Genomic DNA, 18,143 nt, shown 5'->3' on the forward strand with positions numbered 1-18,143 from the left:
CACTCGTACGGGTGAAGGGGGCCTCCCGAGCGGGAGGCCCCCTTCACCCGTGCCGTGTACGAGGACTCAGGACTCCAGCCCGATGGCGAAGGCCGCCTCCAGATCGTGCTGGGAGTACGTACGGAAGGCGACATGCGTGTCCGTGGCCTCGACGCCCGGGATCTTGCTGATGCTGCCGGGGATCACGTCCGCCAGGTCGTCGTGACGGGGCACGCGGACCATGGCGATGAGGTCGTAGGTGCCGGTCACCGAGAAGACCTCGCTGACGCTGTCGAGCGCGGCGATCGACTCGGCGATCTCGGGGATGCGGTCCACGCTGGTCTTGATGAGCACGATCGCGGTGATCACGGCTGGCTTTCTCCCTCGGTCGCCGCGGCTTGGGCTTTCACTCTATCCCCACCCCGGTAGCGCCCCCAGGCGTAGAGGAAGCCGACGGAGAAGCCCACCACATGGGCCAGATAGGCGACGCCGGGACCGGCGCCCGCCGCCCGCGCGGCCAGCCACTGCAGCACGAACCAGAAGATCAGCACGATCCAGGCGGGGAAGCGCAGCGGCAGGAAGAAGAGGAACGGGAAGAGACTGGTGACCCGGGAGCGCGGGAAGAGGAAGAGAAAGGCCCCGAGCACCCCGGAGATCGCCCCGGACGCCCCGACCAGGGTCTGCTCGCTGTTCGCGTGCGCCACCGCGTACCCGAGCAGTGCGAGGTAGCCCGTGCCCAGGTAGAAGAGGGCGAACTCGACGGGACCCATGCGCTCCTCGGCCATCGCTCCGAAGACGTACAGGAACAGCATGTTTCCCAGCAGGTGGAGCCAGCTGCCGTGGACGAAGAGCGCGGTGAGCGGGGTGAGCAGGGCGCGGGGCTCGCCGCTCATCAGTTCGGCCGGGACGACGCCCCAGCGGCGGAAGTACTCGCCCTGCGCCGCGAGGAGCTGGTCGCCCGTGCCGTACACCGGGTTGAGCCCGGAGACCGGGCCGATCGCGAAGAGCAGACAGCAGGCGGCGATCAGTCCGTACGTCACCGTGGGTCCGCTGCGCGTGCCCCGCCAGGCACCGAGGGCCGCACCTCGCCAGTCGATCATGGACAGATCATGGCGTACCGGGGCCGAACTGGACAGAGTGCCTCGCCGTGCCCCCGGGTACCGGCGAGGCCGTAGGGTAACGGGCAGTACAACCGCAGTTCGACGGCGCACCGCGGCTCCCGCACCTGGTACCACGCAACAGGAAGAAGGACGGCACGATGACGACGGTTCCCCTGCCGACCGCCGAGACCCGGTGGCGCTGCACGCTCTGCGGCAACCTGACCCGCTTCGACGTGACGCGCTCGTCCAAGGTCGTCGAGTACGTCCATCTGGACCTCGCGGGAGACCCGACGGTCGAGGAGCGGCAGGTGGTCAGTGAGACCATCGAGTCGGTCCGCTGCCGGTGGTGCAACGCGGTGGATCAGATCGAACTGGTGGACAGGCCGGGCGCCGCTTCCTGAGGGACGGCGCGGACGACATAGGGGTGACGGATCGTGGAGCAGCCCGCGCACGGTGGAGAACCGGCCGGCGCGGCAGGTGACGCTGCCGAGGCGCTCGACCACCCACTGCCGGAAGGCGTACGGCGGCGGGTCGTCGCGCTGGTCGCTGACGCCTTCGGCGGGCTGACCGTCGCGGAGCTGCCCGCACCCCTGAGGCAGTACGCCCGCTTCACCGCGACCCGGCGGGCCAAGTTCGCCGGGAACGCGATGGCCGCCGCCCTGGAGAGCGACCCGCTCTTCCGGCAGCGGATCGGCGAACGGTTCAAGCACGGCCAGCCCGAGCTGGCCGGAGCCGTCGAGACCGGCACCCCGCCCGCCGCCGCCGACCCCGTCGACGTGGCGGCGGCCGCCTATGTGCTGCGCCCGCCCGGCTGGGTCAAGCTCGTGGCCGCCGCGGGCGAGGAGGCCCAGCGCGTCGACGCCGAGCGCGCCGACGAAGCGGGCCGGCGGGAACTGGAACGGCTGCGCGAGGAACTCGCCGCAGCCCGGGACCGCTCGCGCGGTGAGACCGAGCAGCTGCGCCATGACCTGGAGGCGGCCCGGAAGGAAGCGGAATCGCTTCACCGCAAGCTGCGCAGCGCCCAGAGCGACGTGAAGCGTGGTGAGGCCGCGCTGCGCCGGGTCCAGGGCGAGATCGACACCGCGAAGGCGGAGGCGGCGGCTCAGGTGTCGTCCGCCGAGAGCGAGAGCCGGCGGCTCAAGGCCAGGCTCGGCGAGGTCGAGGCGGCCCTGGAGGCGAGCCGCAGGACGGCCCGCGAGGGGCGCTCGGTGGAGGACATGCGGCTGCGGCTGCTGCTCGACACCGTTCTCGACGCCGCCCAGGGGCTGCGCCGCGAACTCGCGCTGCCACCCGTGTCGATGCACCCCGCGGACACCGTGGACGCGGTGGAGCCGGGGCGGATGTCGCCGAAGGACATCGCGGCGCGGGCGCTCTCCGAGACCGACCCGGCGCTGCTCGACCAGCTCCTCGCGCTGCCGCAGGCGCATCTGGTCGTCGACGGCTACAACGTCACCAAGACCGGCTATCCGACGATGCCGTTGGAGAAGCAGCGGCTGCGGCTGCTCGGCAGCCTGTCCGCGCTCGCGGCCCGCTCGGGCGCCGAGGTCACCTGTGTCTTCGACGGGGCGGAGCTGGCGGCCCCGGTGCTGCTCGCGCCGCCGCGCGGGGTGCGGGTGCTGTTCTCCAAGCCCGGTGTGACGGCCGACGAGTTGATCCGTCAGCTGGTACGGGCGGAGCCGCCGGGCCGGCCGGTCGTGGTGGTGAGCACCGACCGCGAGGTGGCCGACGGAGTGGCGAAGGCCGGTGCGCGGCCGGTGGCGTCCGCCTTGTTGCTGAAGCGGCTTTCGCGGCTCTCATGACGCATCGCACGACATCGCAACTCTCGGGCCTTATGCCCGAATTCTGGACGGCGGACCGTCAAGTGCCCATCACTGCCCGTGCGGTACGTGTAAATTAAGTGGTCCGTGGGCAATATTTTTGCCAGTGGGATTTGAACTGATCACAACTTGGTCACTAGGGTCGAGCTTCGAACCTTCGCGCGGTTGATCACCCATCCGGGGTGGCGGCGGAGGAACCGCCTGCCCCTTACCGGTTGGGCGGCTCTGAGGAAGAAGGAGCTCGCCTTCGTGGCGTCCCACCGTCGACCCAAGCAGCCGAGCCGCATGCGCGTGACCGTGCTCACCGCGACCGCAGCGGCCGCCGTCGCTCTCACCGCCCAGAGCGGTGCCCAGGCGGCCCCCGCCAAGCCCAAGATCGACGAGGTCAAGTCGAAGGTCGACAAGCTGCACCACGAGGCCGAAGAGGCCACGGAGCAGTACAACCTCGCCGAGGAGCGCCGCGGCAAGCTGCAGAAGGAGATCAGCAACCTTCAGGACAAGGTGGCCCGCGGCCAGCAGGAGCTCAACACCCTGCGCGACCAGATCGGTTCGGTCGCCAGCGCCCAGTACCGCTCCGGTGGCATCGACCCCGCGCTGCAGCTCTTCCTCTCCGCCGACCCGGACACCTACCTCGACAAGGCGTCCGCGATCGACCAGCTGAGTGCCCAGCAGGCCGACGTCCTCACCACGATCCAGGCCAAGCAGCGCAGCCTCGCGCAGCAGCGCGCCGAGGCCACCACGAAGCTCGGCGACCTCGAGGACGTCCGCAAGACGCTCGGCGAGAAGAAGAAGAAGTTCCAGAGCAAGCTGGCCGACGCCCGCAAGCTCCTCAACACCCTGACCGAGGCCGAGCGGGCCAAGATCAGGCAGAAGGAGCAGGAGCAGGAGCAGCGCGCCAGCCGCGCGGCCGGCGAGCGCGTCGACCTCGGCAACGAGGCCCCCGCGTCCGGCTTCGGCGCCGCGGCGCTCAGCGCCGCCGCCACCCGGATCGGCATGCCGTACGCCTCCGGTCACGAGGGCCCCAACTCGTTCGACTGCTCCGGTCTGACCCAGTGGGCCTACGGCAAGGCCGGCATCGACCTCACCCGCACCACCTACACCCAGCAGAACGACGGCACGAAGATCGGCCGCAGCCAGCTCAAGCCGGGCGACCTGGTCTTCTTCAACAACCTGTCGCACGTGGGTCTGTACGCGGGCAACAACACGGTCCTGCACGCCCCGTACTCGGGCGTCAACGTCCGCTACGAGTCCATGAACACCCTGGGCTCCTTCCAGTTCGGTGTCCGTATCGGCGGCTGACCCGCCCCGACGCGACCCGCGCAGCCGACCGCCCAATCGGGTGGTTCGCCGCGACGCGAGCTGACCTGACGCCCCGCCGGTGACCTGTGATCTCCGGCGGGGCGTCACTTTGTGTGTCCGGAGGGTTCGTTGGACGCGGAGTGATCAGCGGCTACTGTCTGCCGCTCCAGTCAGCGTCGAGCCGAACGGAGCGCGATCCGTGGCGTCCCACCGCCGACCCGCCAGGGTCACCGTCCTCACCGCCGCCGCGGCCACCGCGGCGGCGTCCCTCGGGGCCGTCCCCGCGAGCGCCGACCCCGGGGCCGGACCCGCGGCCACCCGCGCCACGGTCGACCGGCTCTTCGAGGAGGCCGAGAAGGCCACGGAGGGCTACAACCGGGCGGACGAGAAGACGGACGCGCTGCGCCGGACGGTCTCCCAGGCCCAGGACAGCCTCGCCCGGGGCCAGGAGCGCATCAACCGCATGCGGGGCGCGCTCGGTTCGGTCGCCGGCGCCCAGTACCGCTCCGGCGGCATCGACCCGGCCATCGCCCTGCTGCTCTCCTCCGACCCGGACACCTACCTCGACCGGGCCTCCGCGCTCGACCGGCTCACCGCCCGGCAGGGCGTCGCGCTCGCCGAACTCCAGCGGGAGCAGCGCCGGCTGAAGCAGCAGCGGTCCGAGGCCCGTACGGCCCTGGTCGAGCTGGAGCGCAGCCGGGCCGAGGTCGCCCGGCACAAGCGCGTCGTCGAGGGCAAGCTCGCCGAGGCCCGCCGCGTGCTCGCCAGCCTCACCGTCGAGGAGCGCGCCGACTTCGACCGGGCATCGCGCTCCGGCGGGCGCGCGGAGGAACTCCCGCCCATGGCCGAGGCGCCCCCGGGTTCCTCCCGGGCGTCCGCCGCGGTGATCGCCGCCCGCAGCGCGATCGGCAAGCCGTACGTGTGGGGGGCGACCGGCCCCTCCGCCTTCGACTGCTCGGGCCTGATGGTCTGGTCGTACGGGCAGGCCGGGATCAGTCTGCCCCGCACCTCCTCCGCGCAGCGGTACGCGGGCCGTCAGGTGCCGCTCGCCCAGGCGCAGCCCGGTGACCTCGTCACCTACCGGGGCGATGCCAGCCACGTCGGGATCTACGCGGGCAACGGGCAGGTCATCCACGCCCCCTACCCGGGCGCGCGGGTGCGCTACGACCCGGTGAACATGATGTCGCACGTGACGGTGACCCGGGTCTGAGCCCGGCTGCCGGGCCCGGGCCGCCCCGGGCGCGGGGGCCGTCACCCGCACCGGGAGCCGGTCCCGCCGTTCCGACCGTACGATCGGAGGCGTGGCAGGTCAGGGGTGTGGAGCGCGGCGGTCGGCGACGGCCTGCCTGCTGGCCCTGCTGCTCGCGCTCGTCGGGCTCGTCGGCTGCGGTACGGGGACCAGGCCCGCCGACACGGCGGCCCGGGAGATACAGGGGCTCCTCGACCGGCACGCCAGGGCGCTCCTCGACCGCGACCGGCCCGGCTACCTGGCCGCCGTCGACCCCGCGTACGCGCCGACCGCCCTGACCGTCTTCCGGCGGCTCGCGACGGTTCCCGTCGACGGCTGGACGTACCGGCTCACCGGGATCGACCGCACGGCCCCCGACCGCGTCACCGTCCGCGCCGAACTCGGCTACCGGCTCAAGGGCCACGACAAGCGGCCCGTCACCGGCGACCGGGTCCTGAACCTGACCGAACGGGACGGACGCTGGTACGTGACCGGTGACCGTCCGGCGCAGGGCGCGCCCCGGCACCTCTGGGAGCAGGGCGACGTCGCCGCCGTCCGCGGCGCCCGCTCGCTCGTCCTCGGCGTCGGCCAGAAGCCCGAGCGGCTCCGGGAGATCGCCGCGGCCGCCGACCGGGCCGTCCCCGCCGTCTCCGCCGCCTGGCCCGCCGACTGGGCCCGGGAGGTGGTCGTCCTCGTCCCCGGCTCGCTGGAGGGGATGGGGGAGCTCCTCGGGGCACCCGGGACCTCCTACCGGGGCATCGCCGCCGTCACCACGGGGGAGACCCGGGGCGGTGCGGACGCGCCCGCGGACCGGGTGATCGTCAACCCGGAGGCGTACGGGGTCCTCGGCGCGTTCGGCCGGCAGCTCGTCCTCACCCACGAGACCGTCCATGTCGCCACCCGCGCCGACACCACCCCGTCGACCCCGGTCTGGCTCTCCGAGGGCTTCGCCGACTGGGTCGCCTACCGGGACGCCGGCCGCACCCCCGCCCAGGCCGCCCCCGAACTGGGCCGCGCCGTCCGCGCGGGCGAACTGCCCGCCCAGCTCCCGGAGGACCCCGACTTCGCCTTCGGCGGGGACGCCGAGGCGCTGGCCCGGGCGTACGAGGGCGGCTGGCTGGCCTGTGCGCTGATCGCGGACCGCTGGGGCGAGGCGGGACTGACGGACTTCTACCGGGCGGTGGGCGCGCACCCCGGCCGGGAGGGCGCGGTGGAGAAGGCCCTCCAGGAGGTGCTGGACACCACGCCCGGGGAGTTCACCGCCGACTGGCGCGCCTATCTGCGGGAGCGGCTCGGCTAGGCCGTGTCCCGGGAGGTGCCCTCCAGGGCGGCCAGTGCGTCCGTCAGCCAGGCCTTCTCGGCCGTGCCCGTCGCTCGGGCGATCCGCAGCATGCCCTGGCGGAAGAGGTCCGGCTCCCGCTCGACGCTGACCGGGGTTCCGCCCTCGTAGAAGAAGCTGGCCGGGGTGTTCAGGAACTCCTGGCGGCGGCGGAGGACGGCCGCCTGGTCCGCCGGGTCGGGGAGCCGGCCCAGGAAGGCGAGCAGGGTGAAGAAGCGCTGGCCGTCGGTGATCTCGGCGTCCTTGGGGGTGCGCAGCCGGGCGAGCAGGTCCCGGCGGCCCTCGGGGGTGAGGGAGAGGGTCCGGCGCGGGGCGGCGCTCGCGCCGGGCTCCGTCCGGCTGTCCACCAGGCCGTTCTTCACCAGGCGGTTGATCGCCGGGTAGAGGGCACCGTCGCTGACGGGGCGCACATGACCGCTGAGGCCGTTGATGCGTTCCTTCAGCTCGTACCCGTGCAGCGGCTTCTCGTCCAGGAAACCCAGGATCGACAGCTCCAGCACCGGGTGTCCTCCTTCACGGCTGTCGTCGGACCGGTCGCCATGGTATCTCTTTTCGATGTGCCTCGATTCGAGGTACATCGAAAAGAGGGGGATGCTTTCCTATGTCCGCGCACCGCCGCACGCTCGTCCGGCTCGCCCGCCCGGTCTATCTCGAACTCCTGGCCGGAGTCGCCGCCGGCGTCATCAACATGGTCTGGGTCGCCCGGCTCGGCGGGGGCGCCGTCGCCGCCGTCGCGATCGCCACCAACGTCGAGAACCTGCTCCTCGGCGTCGTCCTCGTGGCCGGTTCCGGCACCACCGTGCTCGTCGCCCGCGCCCGCGGCGCCGACGACCCGGGCGCCGTCCGCGCCGCCGTCCGGGGCGCCGCCGCCCTCGGCGCCCTGCTGATACCACCCGTGGCCCTCGGCGGGTACCTGCTGCGCGACCCGCTCGCCGCCCTGCTGCTCGGCGGCCCGGACCACCCCGCCCACGCCCTGGCCGTCGCCTACTTCGCGGTCTCGCTCCCCGGCACGGCCGTCTTCTTCGCCACGAACGTCCTCGACGGCATCCTCAAGGGCGCGGGCGACACCCGCACCCCCATGCGGCTCGCCTTCCTCGCCAACGGACTGATCCTCGTCCTCGACCCGCTGCTCATCCACGCGTACGGGGTGCAGGGCGCCGCCCTCGCCACCGTCACCGGCCGGGCCGTCGCCCTCGCCGTCGGACTGCTCGCCCTGCGCCGCAACCCCCTGCTCAGGGCCGCCCGTGCCGCCCGCCGGGCCGAGCGGACCGCCGCCGCCCTGCGCCGGACCGCGGTCACCGGACTGCCGATGGGCGTCGACTTCGCCGTCCGGATGGCGGGGGCCCTCGCCCTCGTCTCCGTCGTGGCCCGGCTCGGTGTCACCGAGATCGCCGCCTACGGCATCGCCACCAAGGCCATGTACGTGGCGACCATGGCCTTCTACGCCGTCCGGCAGGCCGCCGCCATCCACAGCGCCCATCTCCTCGGAGCGGGCCGCGACGAACGCCGGGCCGTCGGACGACAGGCCCTGCTGCTCGGCGGGGTGCTCGGCGCCGGCTCCGCGGGAGTGCTGCTCCTGGGCGCGGGACCCGTCATGCGGGCCTTCGGCGCCGAGCCCGCCGTGGCGGATGCGGGCGCGCTCTTCCTGCGCTGCCTCGGCCCCTATCTGCTGCTCATGGCCGGATACATCGCGCTCGCCGGGGTCTTCGAGGGCACCGGGGCGAGCCCGTACCTCGCCCGGATCACCGTCGCGGGCGTCCTGGTCCAGCTGCCGCTCGCGTACGGCCTCTCAGGTCTCGGACTGCCCGGGATCTGCCTGGCCATGGCCCTCGCCATGGCGGCCCAGTGCGCGGCACTGGGACTGCTGCACCGCCGTACCGTCGGCGCCCCTCAGCGCGAGCCGGACAGCGCCTTCTCGCGCTCCGGCTGAGTCGCCTGCGCGGGCACGACCGCGGACCCGGTGAGACGGGGCTCCGTCACCGTCTGCTGCCACAGGATCCGGCAGGCGATGAGCGTGGCCGCGATCAGCAGACCGTTCCGGGTGAACAGCACCGCGATGCCCAGCGGATCGCTCCTGGTCACGTGGGAGAACCACACCGGGAACTCGAACTGCGTCACCGCCGCCGCCCACACGATCAGATGCGCCGGCCGCTCCATCCGGCTCGACCGGTACGCGAGACACACCGCCGCCAGACCGACCAGCCACAGCATGTACTGCGGGGACAGCACCCGGCTCGTCGTGGTGAAGAGCAGCACCGCCACGAAGCCCGCGTCGGCGACCGTCGACGAGGTGAAGCGGCGTGCCTTGAACCGCCAGAGCAGCAGCCAGCCGAAGGCGGCGAAGGTGAGGACCATCGCGGCCGTCGAGACGGTGGAGACGTACGGGCCGAGGAACTCGATCGAGCCGTAGTTCATCTGCGCCTCGCCGCTCCAGCCGAAGTGCCGGGCCACGTGGAAGACCATCGCGCCCAGCGACTCGACCTCGGTGCCCCGGTCGCGCTGGAAGGAGAGGAAGGCGAGCGCGCCCGGCATCCACAGCACGCAGAACAGCAGCACCGCGGCCGCCGCGCCCACCGCCACGGGCCAGGAGCGGAAGGTCGCCCTGCCCTTCGGGGTGCCCGCGAGCAGCAGCACCGGCCACACCTTCAGGACCGCACCGAAGCCCGCGAGAGCGCCCAGGACGCGCGGGCTCCGGCCGGCCGCGAGTATCGCCGCCACCGCGACGGCGGTCACCATCACGTCGTACCGGGCGTACACGGTCGGGCCGAGCAGGGCGACGCCCGCGATCCAGATCCAGGCACCGCGCGGCGAGCGGCCGGCCCGGCGGCCCGTGTGCAGGAGCAGCCCGAAGACGAGCGCGTCACAGAGGAAGGCGAGGACGAAGAAGGCGGCCGAGTAGCCGAGGAAGGGCAGCAGCCCCGGGGCGAGGATCGCGAACGCGGCGGCCGGCGGGTACTGCCAGGTCACGTCGTCCAGCGGATACGTGCCCGTCCGCAGGACCTCGTACCAGCCCTGGTAGATGTTCTCGATGTCGAACGTGATGTCCGGTCCGGGGATCACCACGACCTTGAAGACGCACAGCAGCAGGATGACCCGGGTCAGGGCCCAGAGGCCGACCGGCAGTCGCAGACCCGTGCGTGACCACTTCCCCACTGCGCCCGTCATCACTGTCTCGTCCTTGTCCTGTCGGCCCGCTCACGCGGGGGAGTGGTGGTGCTGGGCGGTGGGTGCGCTCGCGGTAGATTCGGCCACGATGCACAAGACCCTGATCGTAACCAACGACTTCCCGCCGCGTCCCGGCGGAATCCAGGCCTTCCTGCACAACATGGCCCTCCGCCTGGATCCCGAACAGATCGTGGTCTACGCCTCCACCTGGAAGCGCAGCCGCGAAGGGGCCGAGGCGACGGCCGCGTTCGACGCCGAACAGCCTTTCACGGTCGTCCGGGATCGCACCACCATGCTGTTGCCCACACCTCGGGTCACCGCCCGTGCCACCGCGCTCCTGCGCGAGCACGGCTGCGAGTCCGTGTGGTTCGGCGCGGCCGCGCCGCTCGGCCTGATGGCCCCCGCGCTGCGCAGGGCCGGCGCGCGGCGACTCGTCGCCACCACGCACGGCCACGAGGCGGGCTGGGCCCAGCTGCCCGCCTCCCGGCAGCTGCTGCGGCGGATCGGCGAGGGCACGGACACGATCACCTACCTCGGCGAGTACACCCGCTCCCGGATCGCCGCGGCCCTCACGCCGGCCGCCGCGGACCGGATGACGCAGCTCCCGCCGGGTGTCGACGAGAAGACCTTCCACCCCGACTCGGGCGGCGCGGAGGTCCGCGCCCGCCTCGGGCTCAGCGACCGCCCCGTGGTCGTCTGTGTCTCCCGGCTCGTCCCGCGCAAGGGCCAGGACACCCTGATCCGGGCCATGCCGCAGATCCTGCGCCATGTGCCGGACGCGGTCCTCCTGATCGTCGGCGGCGGCCCGTACGAGAAGGACCTGCACCGTCTCGCCGCCGAGACCGGGGTGGCCGGATCCGTACGCTTCACCGGCGCCGTCCCCTGGTCGGAGCTGCCCGCCCACTACGGAGCCGGTGACGTCTTCGCCATGCCCTGCCGCACCCGGCGCGGCGGCCTCGACGTCGAGGGCCTCGGCATCGTCTACCTGGAGGCTTCCGCGACCGGCCTTCCCGTCGTCGCGGGCGACTCGGGCGGAGCCCCCGACGCGGTCCTCGACGGCGAGACCGGCTGGGTCGTCCGCGGCGAGTCCGCCGAGGACACCGCCGACCGCGTCACCACCCTCCTCCTCGACCCGGAACTCCGCGCCCGCATGGGCGAGCGGGGCCGGGCCTGGGTCGAGGAGAAGTGGCGCTGGGACCTCCTCGCGGAGCGGCTCAGGGAGCTGCTGTAGCGGTCGGCTTCCGTGTCATGACGTAGGTGCTGCCGGAGTCGGGGTCGCCGAAGAAGAAGAACAGGACGGGTGCCCGCCGCTCGTCGCGGTCCACGAAGAAGCGCCAGGCGTAGGCCGTGGGCGCGTCCGAGGCGGTCGGCAGGGGCGGCTGCGCGTCGGTGCGCGTCTCGACCTTCGTGCGGGCGGTGAGCTCCAGGCGCACCCGCTGGCCGTCGGCGGTGTCGGCGAGGGACCAGCTGCCCGTGCCGGAGAGCCGCCAGCCCTCGTCGAACGCGAAGTCCTGGCCGTCGAGCCGGGTGACGGTCGCCGTGCCGTCCGGGCGCAGCGTCATCGAGGTGCCCTCGGTGGACTCCCAGGCCCCGGCGATCTCGGACGTCGTGGCGTCGTGGACGCCCGTCCCCCCGTAGTACTGGGCCGGGCCGGCGAAGCAGCCGGTCAGGGCGGTGAGCAGGGCCACCACCGCGCCGTATCGCCGGAGCCGGCGGAGCGCGTTTCCCCTCGTGATCTTCATGGGGGCATCCTGTCACGGGGAATTGAACACGTTCAAGGCCGAGGTGTGGCGAGAATGCGCAAACGGCCGGAGGCCCGGGGCGAGCTCGCCCCGGGCCTCCGGCCGTACGTACGTGACGTCCGGGATCAACCCCGGTAGATCGCCTCGATCTCGTCCGCGAAGTCCTTCGCCACCACGTTCCGCTTCAGCTTCAGGGACGGGGTGATGTGGCCCGCCTCCTCCGTGAACTGGGCCGGGAGGATGCGGAACTTGCGGACCGACTCCGCCTTGGAGACCGCCGCGTTGCCGTCGTCGATCGCGCGCTGGACCTCCGCCACCAGGTCCGCGTCGTCGCGGAGGGTGACCGCCGTCGAACCCGCCGGCTTGCCGTGCTCGGCGGCCCAGCGGCCCAGGAACTCCTCGTCGATCGTGACGAGCGCGCCCACGAACGGACGCCCGTCGCCGACCACCATGCACTCCGCGACCAGCGCGTGCGCCCGGATCCGGTCCTCGATGACCGCCGGGGCGACGTTCTTGCCGCCCGCCGTCACCAGGATCTCCTTCTTCCGGCCGGTGATCGCGAGGTAGCCGTCCTCGTCGAGGGTGCCGATGTCACCCGTGTGGAACCAGCCGTCCGCCAGCGCCTCGGCCGTCGCCGTCGGGTTGTTCCAGTACTCCGTGAAGATGTGCTCGCCGTGCAGCAGCACCTCGCCGTCGTCGGCGATCCGCACCACCGAACCCGGCAGCGGCTGACCGACCGTGCCGATCTTCTGCCGGTCCCACGGGTTGAACGCCGTCGCCGCGCACGACTCCGTCAGGCCGTAGCCCTCCAGGACCGTGAAGCCGATGCCCCGGAAGAAGTGACCGAGCCGCTCACCCAGCGGCGCGCCGCCCGAGATCGCGTACTCGCCACGGCCGCCGAGCACCGCCCGCAGCTTGCTGAAGACCAGCTTGTCGAAGATCTTGTGCTTCAGCTTGAGGCCGAAGGACGGGCCCTGCGGGGTGCTCAGCGCCCTGCTGTACGCGATCGCCGTGTGCGCGGCCTTGTCGAAGATCTTGCCCTTGCCGTCGGCCTGCGCCTTGGCCCGAGCCGAGTTGTAGACCTTCTCGAAGACCCGGGGCACGCCCAGGATCAGCGTCGGCCGGAACGAGGCCAGCTCGTCCGTGAGGTTCTTGATGTCCGGGACGCAGCCCAGCCGGATCGGCGCCATCACCGACGCGATCTCGACGAGCCGCCCGAAGACGTGCGCGGCCGGCAGGAACAGCAGCACCGAACACTCGCCCGTACGGAAGAGGGGCTTCAGGCGCGCCACCACGTTGCCGCACTCGGCGAAGAAGGCCCGGTGGGTCAGGACGCAGCCCTTGGGGCGGCCCGTCGTGCCGGAGGTGTAGACGATCGTCGCCGGGTCGTCCGCGTTCGCCGCCGACATGCGCTCGTCGAGCAGCTCGTCGGAGACGTCCGAGCCGGCCGCGGTCAGCTGCGCGACCGCGTCGTCCTCGATCTGCCAGACGCCCTTGAGCTCCGGCAGGTTCGCCCGCACGGACTCGACGGACTCCTGGTGCGCCCCGCTCTCGACGAGCGCGAGCGTCGCGTCCGAGTCGCCGAGGATCCACTGGATCTGCTCCGGCGAGCTGGTCTCGTACACGGGAACGGTCACGCCGCCCGCGCTCCAGATCGCGAAGTCGAGGAGGACCCACTCGTAACGCGTACGCGACAGCAGCGCGACCCGGTCGCCCGGCTCGACACCGGCCGCGATCAGGCCCTTGGCGGCCCCGCGGACCTCCGCGAGGAACTGTGTCGCGGTCACATCCGTCCACACGCCGTCGACCTTGCGGCCCATGACGGCGACGTCTGGGTGCTGGGAGGCGTTGCGGCGGATGAGATCCGTCAGGTTGCCGTCCGCGGGGACCTCGTACAGGGCCGGAAGGCTGAACTCGCGCAAGACTGCTGCTCCTCATCGGGCGCCGGCGCCACGGCTCTGTGTGATGCACCGGTGAAGTCCAAGAACTGGCAGGTGCTCCGTGGGGGTGAGCACGACTGGACTGCCCGGACGTTACCCATCAGTACATGGTTCCGGATAGGGGGTTCCGGCCAGATGTTCCGTGCGTCACACATGTGTGGCGGTGCTCTCCGCACAGTAATCCACAGGTTTCCCGACTCGGAAGTAACCGCAGGTGACACCCCCTAAGGTGGGCCCATGCGAGTCCATGTGGTCAGTGACGTGCACGGCAACGCCGGAGACCTCGCCAGGGCGGGGGACGGGGCCGACGCCCTCATATGCCTGGGGGACCTGGTCCTCTTCCTCGACTACGCCGACCACAGCCGCGGGATCTTCCCCGACCTCTTCGGCGTCGAGAACGCCGACCGGCTGGTCGAGCTGCGCACCGCCCGCCGCTTCGACGAGGCCCGTGACCTGGGGCGTCGCCTCTGGGCCGAGCTCGACGTCGACCGCGAGACCGCGATCGAGGGAGCAGTCCGCCGCCAGTACGCCGAACTCTTCGCCGCCTTCCCCACCCCCACGTACGCCACCTACGGGAACGTCGACATCCCCCGCTTCTGGCCCGAATTCGCCCGCCCCGGGACGACCGTCCTCGACGGCGAGCGGATCGAGGTCGGCGGGCTCGTCCTCGGCTTCGTCGGCGGCGGCCTGCGCACCCCGATGCGCACCCCGTACGAGATCTCCGACGAGGAGTACGCGGCGAAGGTCGAGGCACTCGGCGACGTCGACGTCCTCTGCTCCCACATCCCGCCGGACGTGCCGGACCTGACGTACGACACCGTCGCCCGCCGCTTCGAACGCGGCAGCCGGGCCCTGCTCGACGCCATCCGGCGCACCCGCCCCCGCTACGCCCTCTTCGGGCACGTCCACCAGCCGCTCGCCCAGCGGATGCGGATCGGATCGACCGAGTGCGTGAACGTCGGCCACTTCGCTTCGACGGGCAAGCCCTTCGCACTGGAGTGGTGACAGGCCCCGCGCCGCGGCGCGATAGCCTGCCGTCGGCACATCTGTGCCCCTTGACTTCCGCCGGACCGCACAGTGGAGGAGCCACCACGATGGCCGAACACACCAGCTCGAGCATCACGATCGAGGCGGCACCGGCCGACGTCATGGGCGTGATCGCCGACTTCGCCCGCTACCCCGAGTGGACCGGCGAGGTGAAGGAGGCCGAGGTCCTGGCGACCGACGACGCCGGCCGCGCCGAGAAGGTCCGGCTGCTGCTCGACGCCGGCGCGATCAAGGACGACCACACCCTCGCGTACACCTGGACCGGGGGGAACGAGGTCAGCTGGACGCTGGTCAAGTCCCAGATGCTCCGGTCCCTCGACGGGTCGTACCGGCTCGCCCCGGTCGGCGGCGGCGACCGCACCGAGGTCACGTACCAGCTGACGGTCGACGTCAAGATCCCCATGCTCGGCATGATCAAGCGCAAGGCGGAGAAGGTCATCATCGACCGCGCGCTCGCCGGCCTGAAGAAGCGCGTCGAATCGGGCGCGTAGCCCTTCCGCCGACGCCCCGGCCGGGGCCCCGCCCCTTGCACCGGCATTGCGGTGTGCACGGGGTGCGGGCCCAGGCGCGGACGCCTGGGCCCGGCAGAGGGTGTGTGGTCCGCCCCGCGCGGAACCGTTGCCCACAGCGGGGCCGAATGCTCGTGCGGAGGGCCCCGGTAACGTCCTCCGTATGCGGATCATTCTTGTTACCGGCCTCGGCGGCGCCGGACGTACCACCGTCGCCGCCGCCACCGCCCTCGCCGAGGCGCGCGCCGGCCGCCGCGTCCTGCTGGTCTCCGAGGACGTCGAACGGGAACCGCTTCAGGCCCAGGACGGACTCCGCGTCCTGCGCCCCGAGCCGGCCGCCGACTTCCGCCGCGAGTTCCTCGCCCTCCAGGCCCGCTCCTCCGCCGCCCTCGACCTGCTGGGCGCCGTGCCCTTCGAGGACGCCGAGCTCACCGAACTCCCCGGCAGCCGCCAGTTCGCCCTGCTGCGCTCCCTGCGCGACGCCGCCGAGGGCGACCACGAACTCGCCGTCGTCGATCTGCCGCCGCTCCCCGAGGCCCTCGCCGTCCTCGCCCTGCCCGAGCAGCTGCGCCGCTACCTGCGCCGCCTCCTGCCCCCCGAGCGGCAGGCCGCCCGCGCCCTGCGCCCGATGCTCGCCCAGCTCGCCGGGGTCCCGATGCCCGCCCAGTGGCTGTACGAGACCGCCGGGCGCTGGGAGGCCGAGCTGGCCGCCGTCCAGGCCGTCGTCGACGCCCCCACCACCAGCGTCCGTCTCGTCCTCGAACCCGGTCCCACCGCCGTCCGGGCCCTGCGCGGCGCCCGGCTCGGCCTCGCCCTCCAGGGCCTCGCCCTCGACGCCGTCGTCGCCAACCGGCTGCTGCCCGCCGAATCCGAGGACCCCTGGCTCGCCGGACTCACCGCCCAGCAGCACCGGCACCTGGCGGAGCTCCGTACCGCCGGCGACGTCGGCGGCGTACTCGACGAGTTGCCGCACCTCGGCCGGGACCCGCGCGGACCCGAGGACCTCGCGCTGCTCGCGCCCGCACGGCCCGTGGCCGTCCCCGACCCCGTATCGGACTGGGCCGTCGAGGACCGGCGGGAGGAGGACGGCGTCCTGGTGTGGCACATCGGCCTCCCCGGGGCCGTCAAGGAGGAACTGTCCCTCGTCCGCAGGGGTGACGAACTGCTCCTTACCGTCGGCTCCTTCCGCCGCAACGTGCCCCTGCCGGCCGCTCTCCGTCGCTGCACGGTCACCGGCGCGGGACTCGTCGAAGGGGACCTCCGGGTGCGCTTCACCCCCGACCCCGGACTCTGGCCCCGTACCTCTTGAGGAGGCGTGTACCGTCGAAGTACCAGCCACTGAGGAGTACGCCATGAGCGATTCGGATGCCTGGGCCAAGGCGTGCGCCGAGGACCTGGAGGCCGAGAAGGCCCGCCGCAGGGCGCAGCGCGGGGCGGAGACCGGCTCCGCCGCCGACGAGTTCCGCAAGCTCTTCGAAGCCGTCGCCGACAAGGTCTCCGGCGGTCTCGGGAACCCGCTGCTCGGCGGACAGGCCGCGCAGACCGTGCAGCAGCTCGTCAACCAGGCGAAGTCCGTCGTCGAGCCCGTGATCGAGCGCAACCCGCAGGTCTTCGACCACCTCGCCGCCGCCGGGAACGAGCTGTTGGCCGCCTACCGCTCCGCCGTCGAGGGCCATGAGAGCCGCTGGACGCGCGACGAGAAGGTGACCCCGGACGACCCGCGCGACCCGCGCCGGGACGCGGACGGGCCGAGCGGCGAGCCGTACGACGGCAAGCGCGACGACGACCGCAAGGACGACGGCAAGGACGACCGCAAGGACGACGAGGGGCCCGGAACCGGCCAGCACATCGACCTCGACTGATCGGGACGCCCGTCCCCCTCGGGTACGGTGGGCCTTAGCGGGGCTCGACCGAAAACTGAGGGACACATGGGACTCACCATCGGCGTCGACATCGGCGGCACGAAGATCGCGGCCGGCGTGGTCGACGAGGAGGGCAACATCCTCGACACGCACAAGGTGCCCACCCCGCCGACCCCCGAGGGCATCGTCGACGCGATCTGCGCGGCCGTGTCCGAGGCCGGCAAGGGCCACACGATCGAGGCCGTCGGCATCGGTGCCGCGGGCTACGTCGACGACAAGCGTGCCACCGTCCTCTTCGCGCCGAACATCGACTGGCGGCACGAGCCGCTCAAGGACAAGGTCGAGCAGCGGGTCGGCCTGCCCGTCGTCGTCGAGAACGACGCCAACGCGGCAGCCTGGGGCGAGTACAGGTTCGGCGCCGGCCAGGGCCACGAGGACGTCATCTGCATCACCCTCGGCACCGGCCTCGGCGGCGGCATCATCATCGGCAACAAGCTGCGTCGCGGACGCTTCGGCGTGGCCGCCGAGTTCGGCCACATCCGGGTCGTCCCGGACGGTCTGCTGTGCGGCTGCGGCAGCCAGGGCTGCTGGGAGCAGTACGCCTCCGGGCGCGCGCTCGTCCGGTACGCCAAGCAGCGCGCCAACGCCACCCCCGAGCGCGCCGAGGTCCTCCTCGGTCTCGGTGACGGCACCCCCGAGGGCATCGAGGGCCGTCACGTCAGCCAGGCCGCCCGCGCCGGCGACCCGGTCGCCGTCGACTCCTTCCGTGAGCTGGCCCGCTGGGCCGGTGCCGGTCTCGCGGACCTGGCCTCGCTGTTCGACCCCTCGGCGTTCATCGTCGGCGGCGGCGTCTCGGACGAGGGCGATCTCGTCCTCGACCCGATCCGCAAGTCCTTCCGGCGCTGGCTGATCGGCGGCCAGTGGCGTCCGCACGCTCAGGTCCTCGCGGCCCAGCTCGGCAACAAGGCCGGCCTGGTCGGCGCAGCGGACCTGGCCCGCCAGGGCTGACCGCCCGCACGAGGGCATGAGCACGAAGGCCTGAGCGCGAGGGCATGAGCGCGAAGGCATACGAAGGCATACGGCGACCGCCCGTCGCGTCCCACGTGGACGCGGCGG

The 18,143-nt window shown here is 72.5% G+C and carries 18 protein-coding genes; 12 read left to right on the plus strand and 6 right to left on the minus strand.

Going from position 1 to position 18,143, the window contains the following annotated elements; all coding sequences use genetic code 11:
* Window positions 1-66 precede the first annotated feature (66 nt).
* Window positions 67-348, minus strand: a complete 282-nt coding sequence (locus tag OG259_RS29890; RefSeq protein ID WP_030205672.1) for an Lrp/AsnC family transcriptional regulator — start codon at window positions 346-348, stop codon at window positions 67-69.
* On the minus strand, window positions 345-1,079 hold the full coding sequence (locus OG259_RS29895) for a rhomboid family intramembrane serine protease (RefSeq protein WP_266890977.1): 735 nt from the start codon (window positions 1,077-1,079) through the stop codon (window positions 345-347). Before OG259_RS29895 ends, OG259_RS29890 begins: the two co-directional genes overlap by 4 nt.
* 158 nt (window positions 1,080-1,237) lie before the next feature.
* On the opposite strand from OG259_RS29895, the gene OG259_RS29900 reads away from it, so the two are divergent.
* The 5 genes from OG259_RS29900 to OG259_RS29920 all read left to right on the plus strand — a co-directional run bounded on the left by OG259_RS29900 (window position 1,238) and on the right by OG259_RS29920 (window position 6,723).
* Complete coding sequence (locus OG259_RS29900) at window positions 1,238-1,480, plus strand: hypothetical protein (RefSeq protein ID WP_017238847.1); 243 nt, start codon at window positions 1,238-1,240, stop codon at window positions 1,478-1,480.
* A gap of 33 nt (window positions 1,481-1,513) precedes the next feature.
* Window positions 1,514-2,878 carry an NYN domain-containing protein gene (locus tag OG259_RS29905; RefSeq protein ID WP_328945074.1) on the plus strand — a complete coding sequence of 455 codons (1,365 nt, stop codon included), beginning with the start codon at window positions 1,514-1,516 and terminating at the stop codon, window positions 2,876-2,878.
* A gap of 267 nt (window positions 2,879-3,145) precedes the next feature.
* A complete protein-coding gene (locus OG259_RS29910; RefSeq protein WP_328945075.1) occupies window positions 3,146-4,195 on the plus strand; it encodes a C40 family peptidase in 1,050 nt (349 codons plus the stop codon).
* A 199-nt stretch (window positions 4,196-4,394) separates the two neighbouring features.
* Complete coding sequence (locus tag OG259_RS29915) at window positions 4,395-5,405, plus strand: C40 family peptidase (protein ID WP_328945076.1); 1,011 nt, start codon at window positions 4,395-4,397, stop codon at window positions 5,403-5,405.
* Window positions 5,406-5,496: 91 nt separating this feature from the next.
* Window positions 5,497-6,723 carry a hypothetical protein gene (locus OG259_RS29920; RefSeq protein ID WP_328945077.1) on the plus strand — a complete coding sequence of 409 codons (1,227 nt, stop codon included), beginning with the start codon at window positions 5,497-5,499 and terminating at the stop codon, window positions 6,721-6,723.
* On the opposite strand, the gene OG259_RS29925 is transcribed toward OG259_RS29920, so the two are convergent.
* Window positions 6,720-7,262: a PadR family transcriptional regulator gene (locus tag OG259_RS29925; RefSeq protein WP_328945078.1), complete on the minus strand. Its 543-nt coding sequence runs from the start codon at window positions 7,260-7,262 to the stop codon at window positions 6,720-6,722. The genes OG259_RS29920 and OG259_RS29925 overlap by 4 nt on opposite strands.
* A gap of 101 nt (window positions 7,263-7,363) precedes the next feature.
* Here OG259_RS29925 and OG259_RS29930 point away from each other — a divergent pair, with 101 nt between their 5' ends.
* Window positions 7,364-8,692, plus strand: a complete 1,329-nt coding sequence (locus tag OG259_RS29930) for an MATE family efflux transporter (RefSeq protein WP_328945079.1) — start codon at window positions 7,364-7,366, stop codon at window positions 8,690-8,692.
* Here OG259_RS29930 and OG259_RS29935 read toward each other — a convergent pair.
* Complete coding sequence (locus tag OG259_RS29935; protein ID WP_328945080.1) at window positions 8,653-9,927, minus strand: glycosyltransferase 87 family protein; 1,275 nt, start codon at window positions 9,925-9,927, stop codon at window positions 8,653-8,655. The two genes, OG259_RS29930 and OG259_RS29935, sit on opposite strands and share 40 nt — an antisense overlap.
* A gap of 88 nt (window positions 9,928-10,015) precedes the next feature.
* Between OG259_RS29935 and OG259_RS29940 the strand changes: the two genes are divergently transcribed.
* Window positions 10,016-11,158 (plus strand): glycosyltransferase family 4 protein, encoded by a 1,143-nt coding sequence (locus tag OG259_RS29940; RefSeq protein WP_328945081.1) that lies wholly within the window; start codon window positions 10,016-10,018, stop codon window positions 11,156-11,158.
* On the opposite strand, the gene OG259_RS29945 is transcribed toward OG259_RS29940, so the two are convergent.
* Both OG259_RS29945 and OG259_RS29950 read right to left on the minus strand, forming a co-directional pair.
* On the minus strand, window positions 11,142-11,669 hold the full coding sequence (locus OG259_RS29945) for a hypothetical protein (RefSeq protein ID WP_328945082.1): 528 nt from the start codon (window positions 11,667-11,669) through the stop codon (window positions 11,142-11,144). The genes OG259_RS29940 and OG259_RS29945 overlap by 17 nt on opposite strands.
* Before the next feature lie 125 nt (window positions 11,670-11,794).
* Window positions 11,795-13,591, minus strand: a complete 1,797-nt coding sequence (locus OG259_RS29950; RefSeq protein WP_328945083.1) for an AMP-dependent synthetase/ligase — start codon at window positions 13,589-13,591, stop codon at window positions 11,795-11,797.
* A 255-nt stretch (window positions 13,592-13,846) separates the two neighbouring features.
* Between OG259_RS29950 and OG259_RS29955 the strand changes: the two genes are divergently transcribed.
* From OG259_RS29955 to OG259_RS29975, 5 genes are all read left to right on the plus strand, one after another.
* Window positions 13,847-14,614 (plus strand): metallophosphoesterase family protein, encoded by a 768-nt coding sequence (locus OG259_RS29955; RefSeq protein ID WP_328945084.1) that lies wholly within the window; start codon window positions 13,847-13,849, stop codon window positions 14,612-14,614.
* An 89-nt stretch (window positions 14,615-14,703) separates the two neighbouring features.
* Window positions 14,704-15,147, plus strand: a complete 444-nt coding sequence (locus tag OG259_RS29960; RefSeq protein ID WP_266890950.1) for an SRPBCC family protein — start codon at window positions 14,704-14,706, stop codon at window positions 15,145-15,147.
* A 181-nt stretch (window positions 15,148-15,328) separates the two neighbouring features.
* Complete coding sequence (locus tag OG259_RS29965; RefSeq protein ID WP_328945085.1) at window positions 15,329-16,474, plus strand: ArsA family ATPase; 1,146 nt, start codon at window positions 15,329-15,331, stop codon at window positions 16,472-16,474.
* Between the two features lie 43 nt (window positions 16,475-16,517).
* Window positions 16,518-17,027: a DUF5304 domain-containing protein gene (locus OG259_RS29970; RefSeq protein WP_328945086.1), complete on the plus strand. Its 510-nt coding sequence runs from the start codon at window positions 16,518-16,520 to the stop codon at window positions 17,025-17,027.
* A 66-nt stretch (window positions 17,028-17,093) separates the two neighbouring features.
* A complete protein-coding gene (locus OG259_RS29975) occupies window positions 17,094-18,035 on the plus strand; it encodes an ROK family glucokinase (protein WP_266890944.1) in 942 nt (313 codons plus the stop codon).
* Window positions 18,036-18,143: the final 108 nt, after the last annotated feature.

The sequence above is a fragment of the Streptomyces sp. NBC_00250 genome (genome assembly GCF_036192275.1).
Taxonomy (GTDB): domain Bacteria; phylum Actinomycetota; class Actinomycetes; order Streptomycetales; family Streptomycetaceae; genus Streptomyces.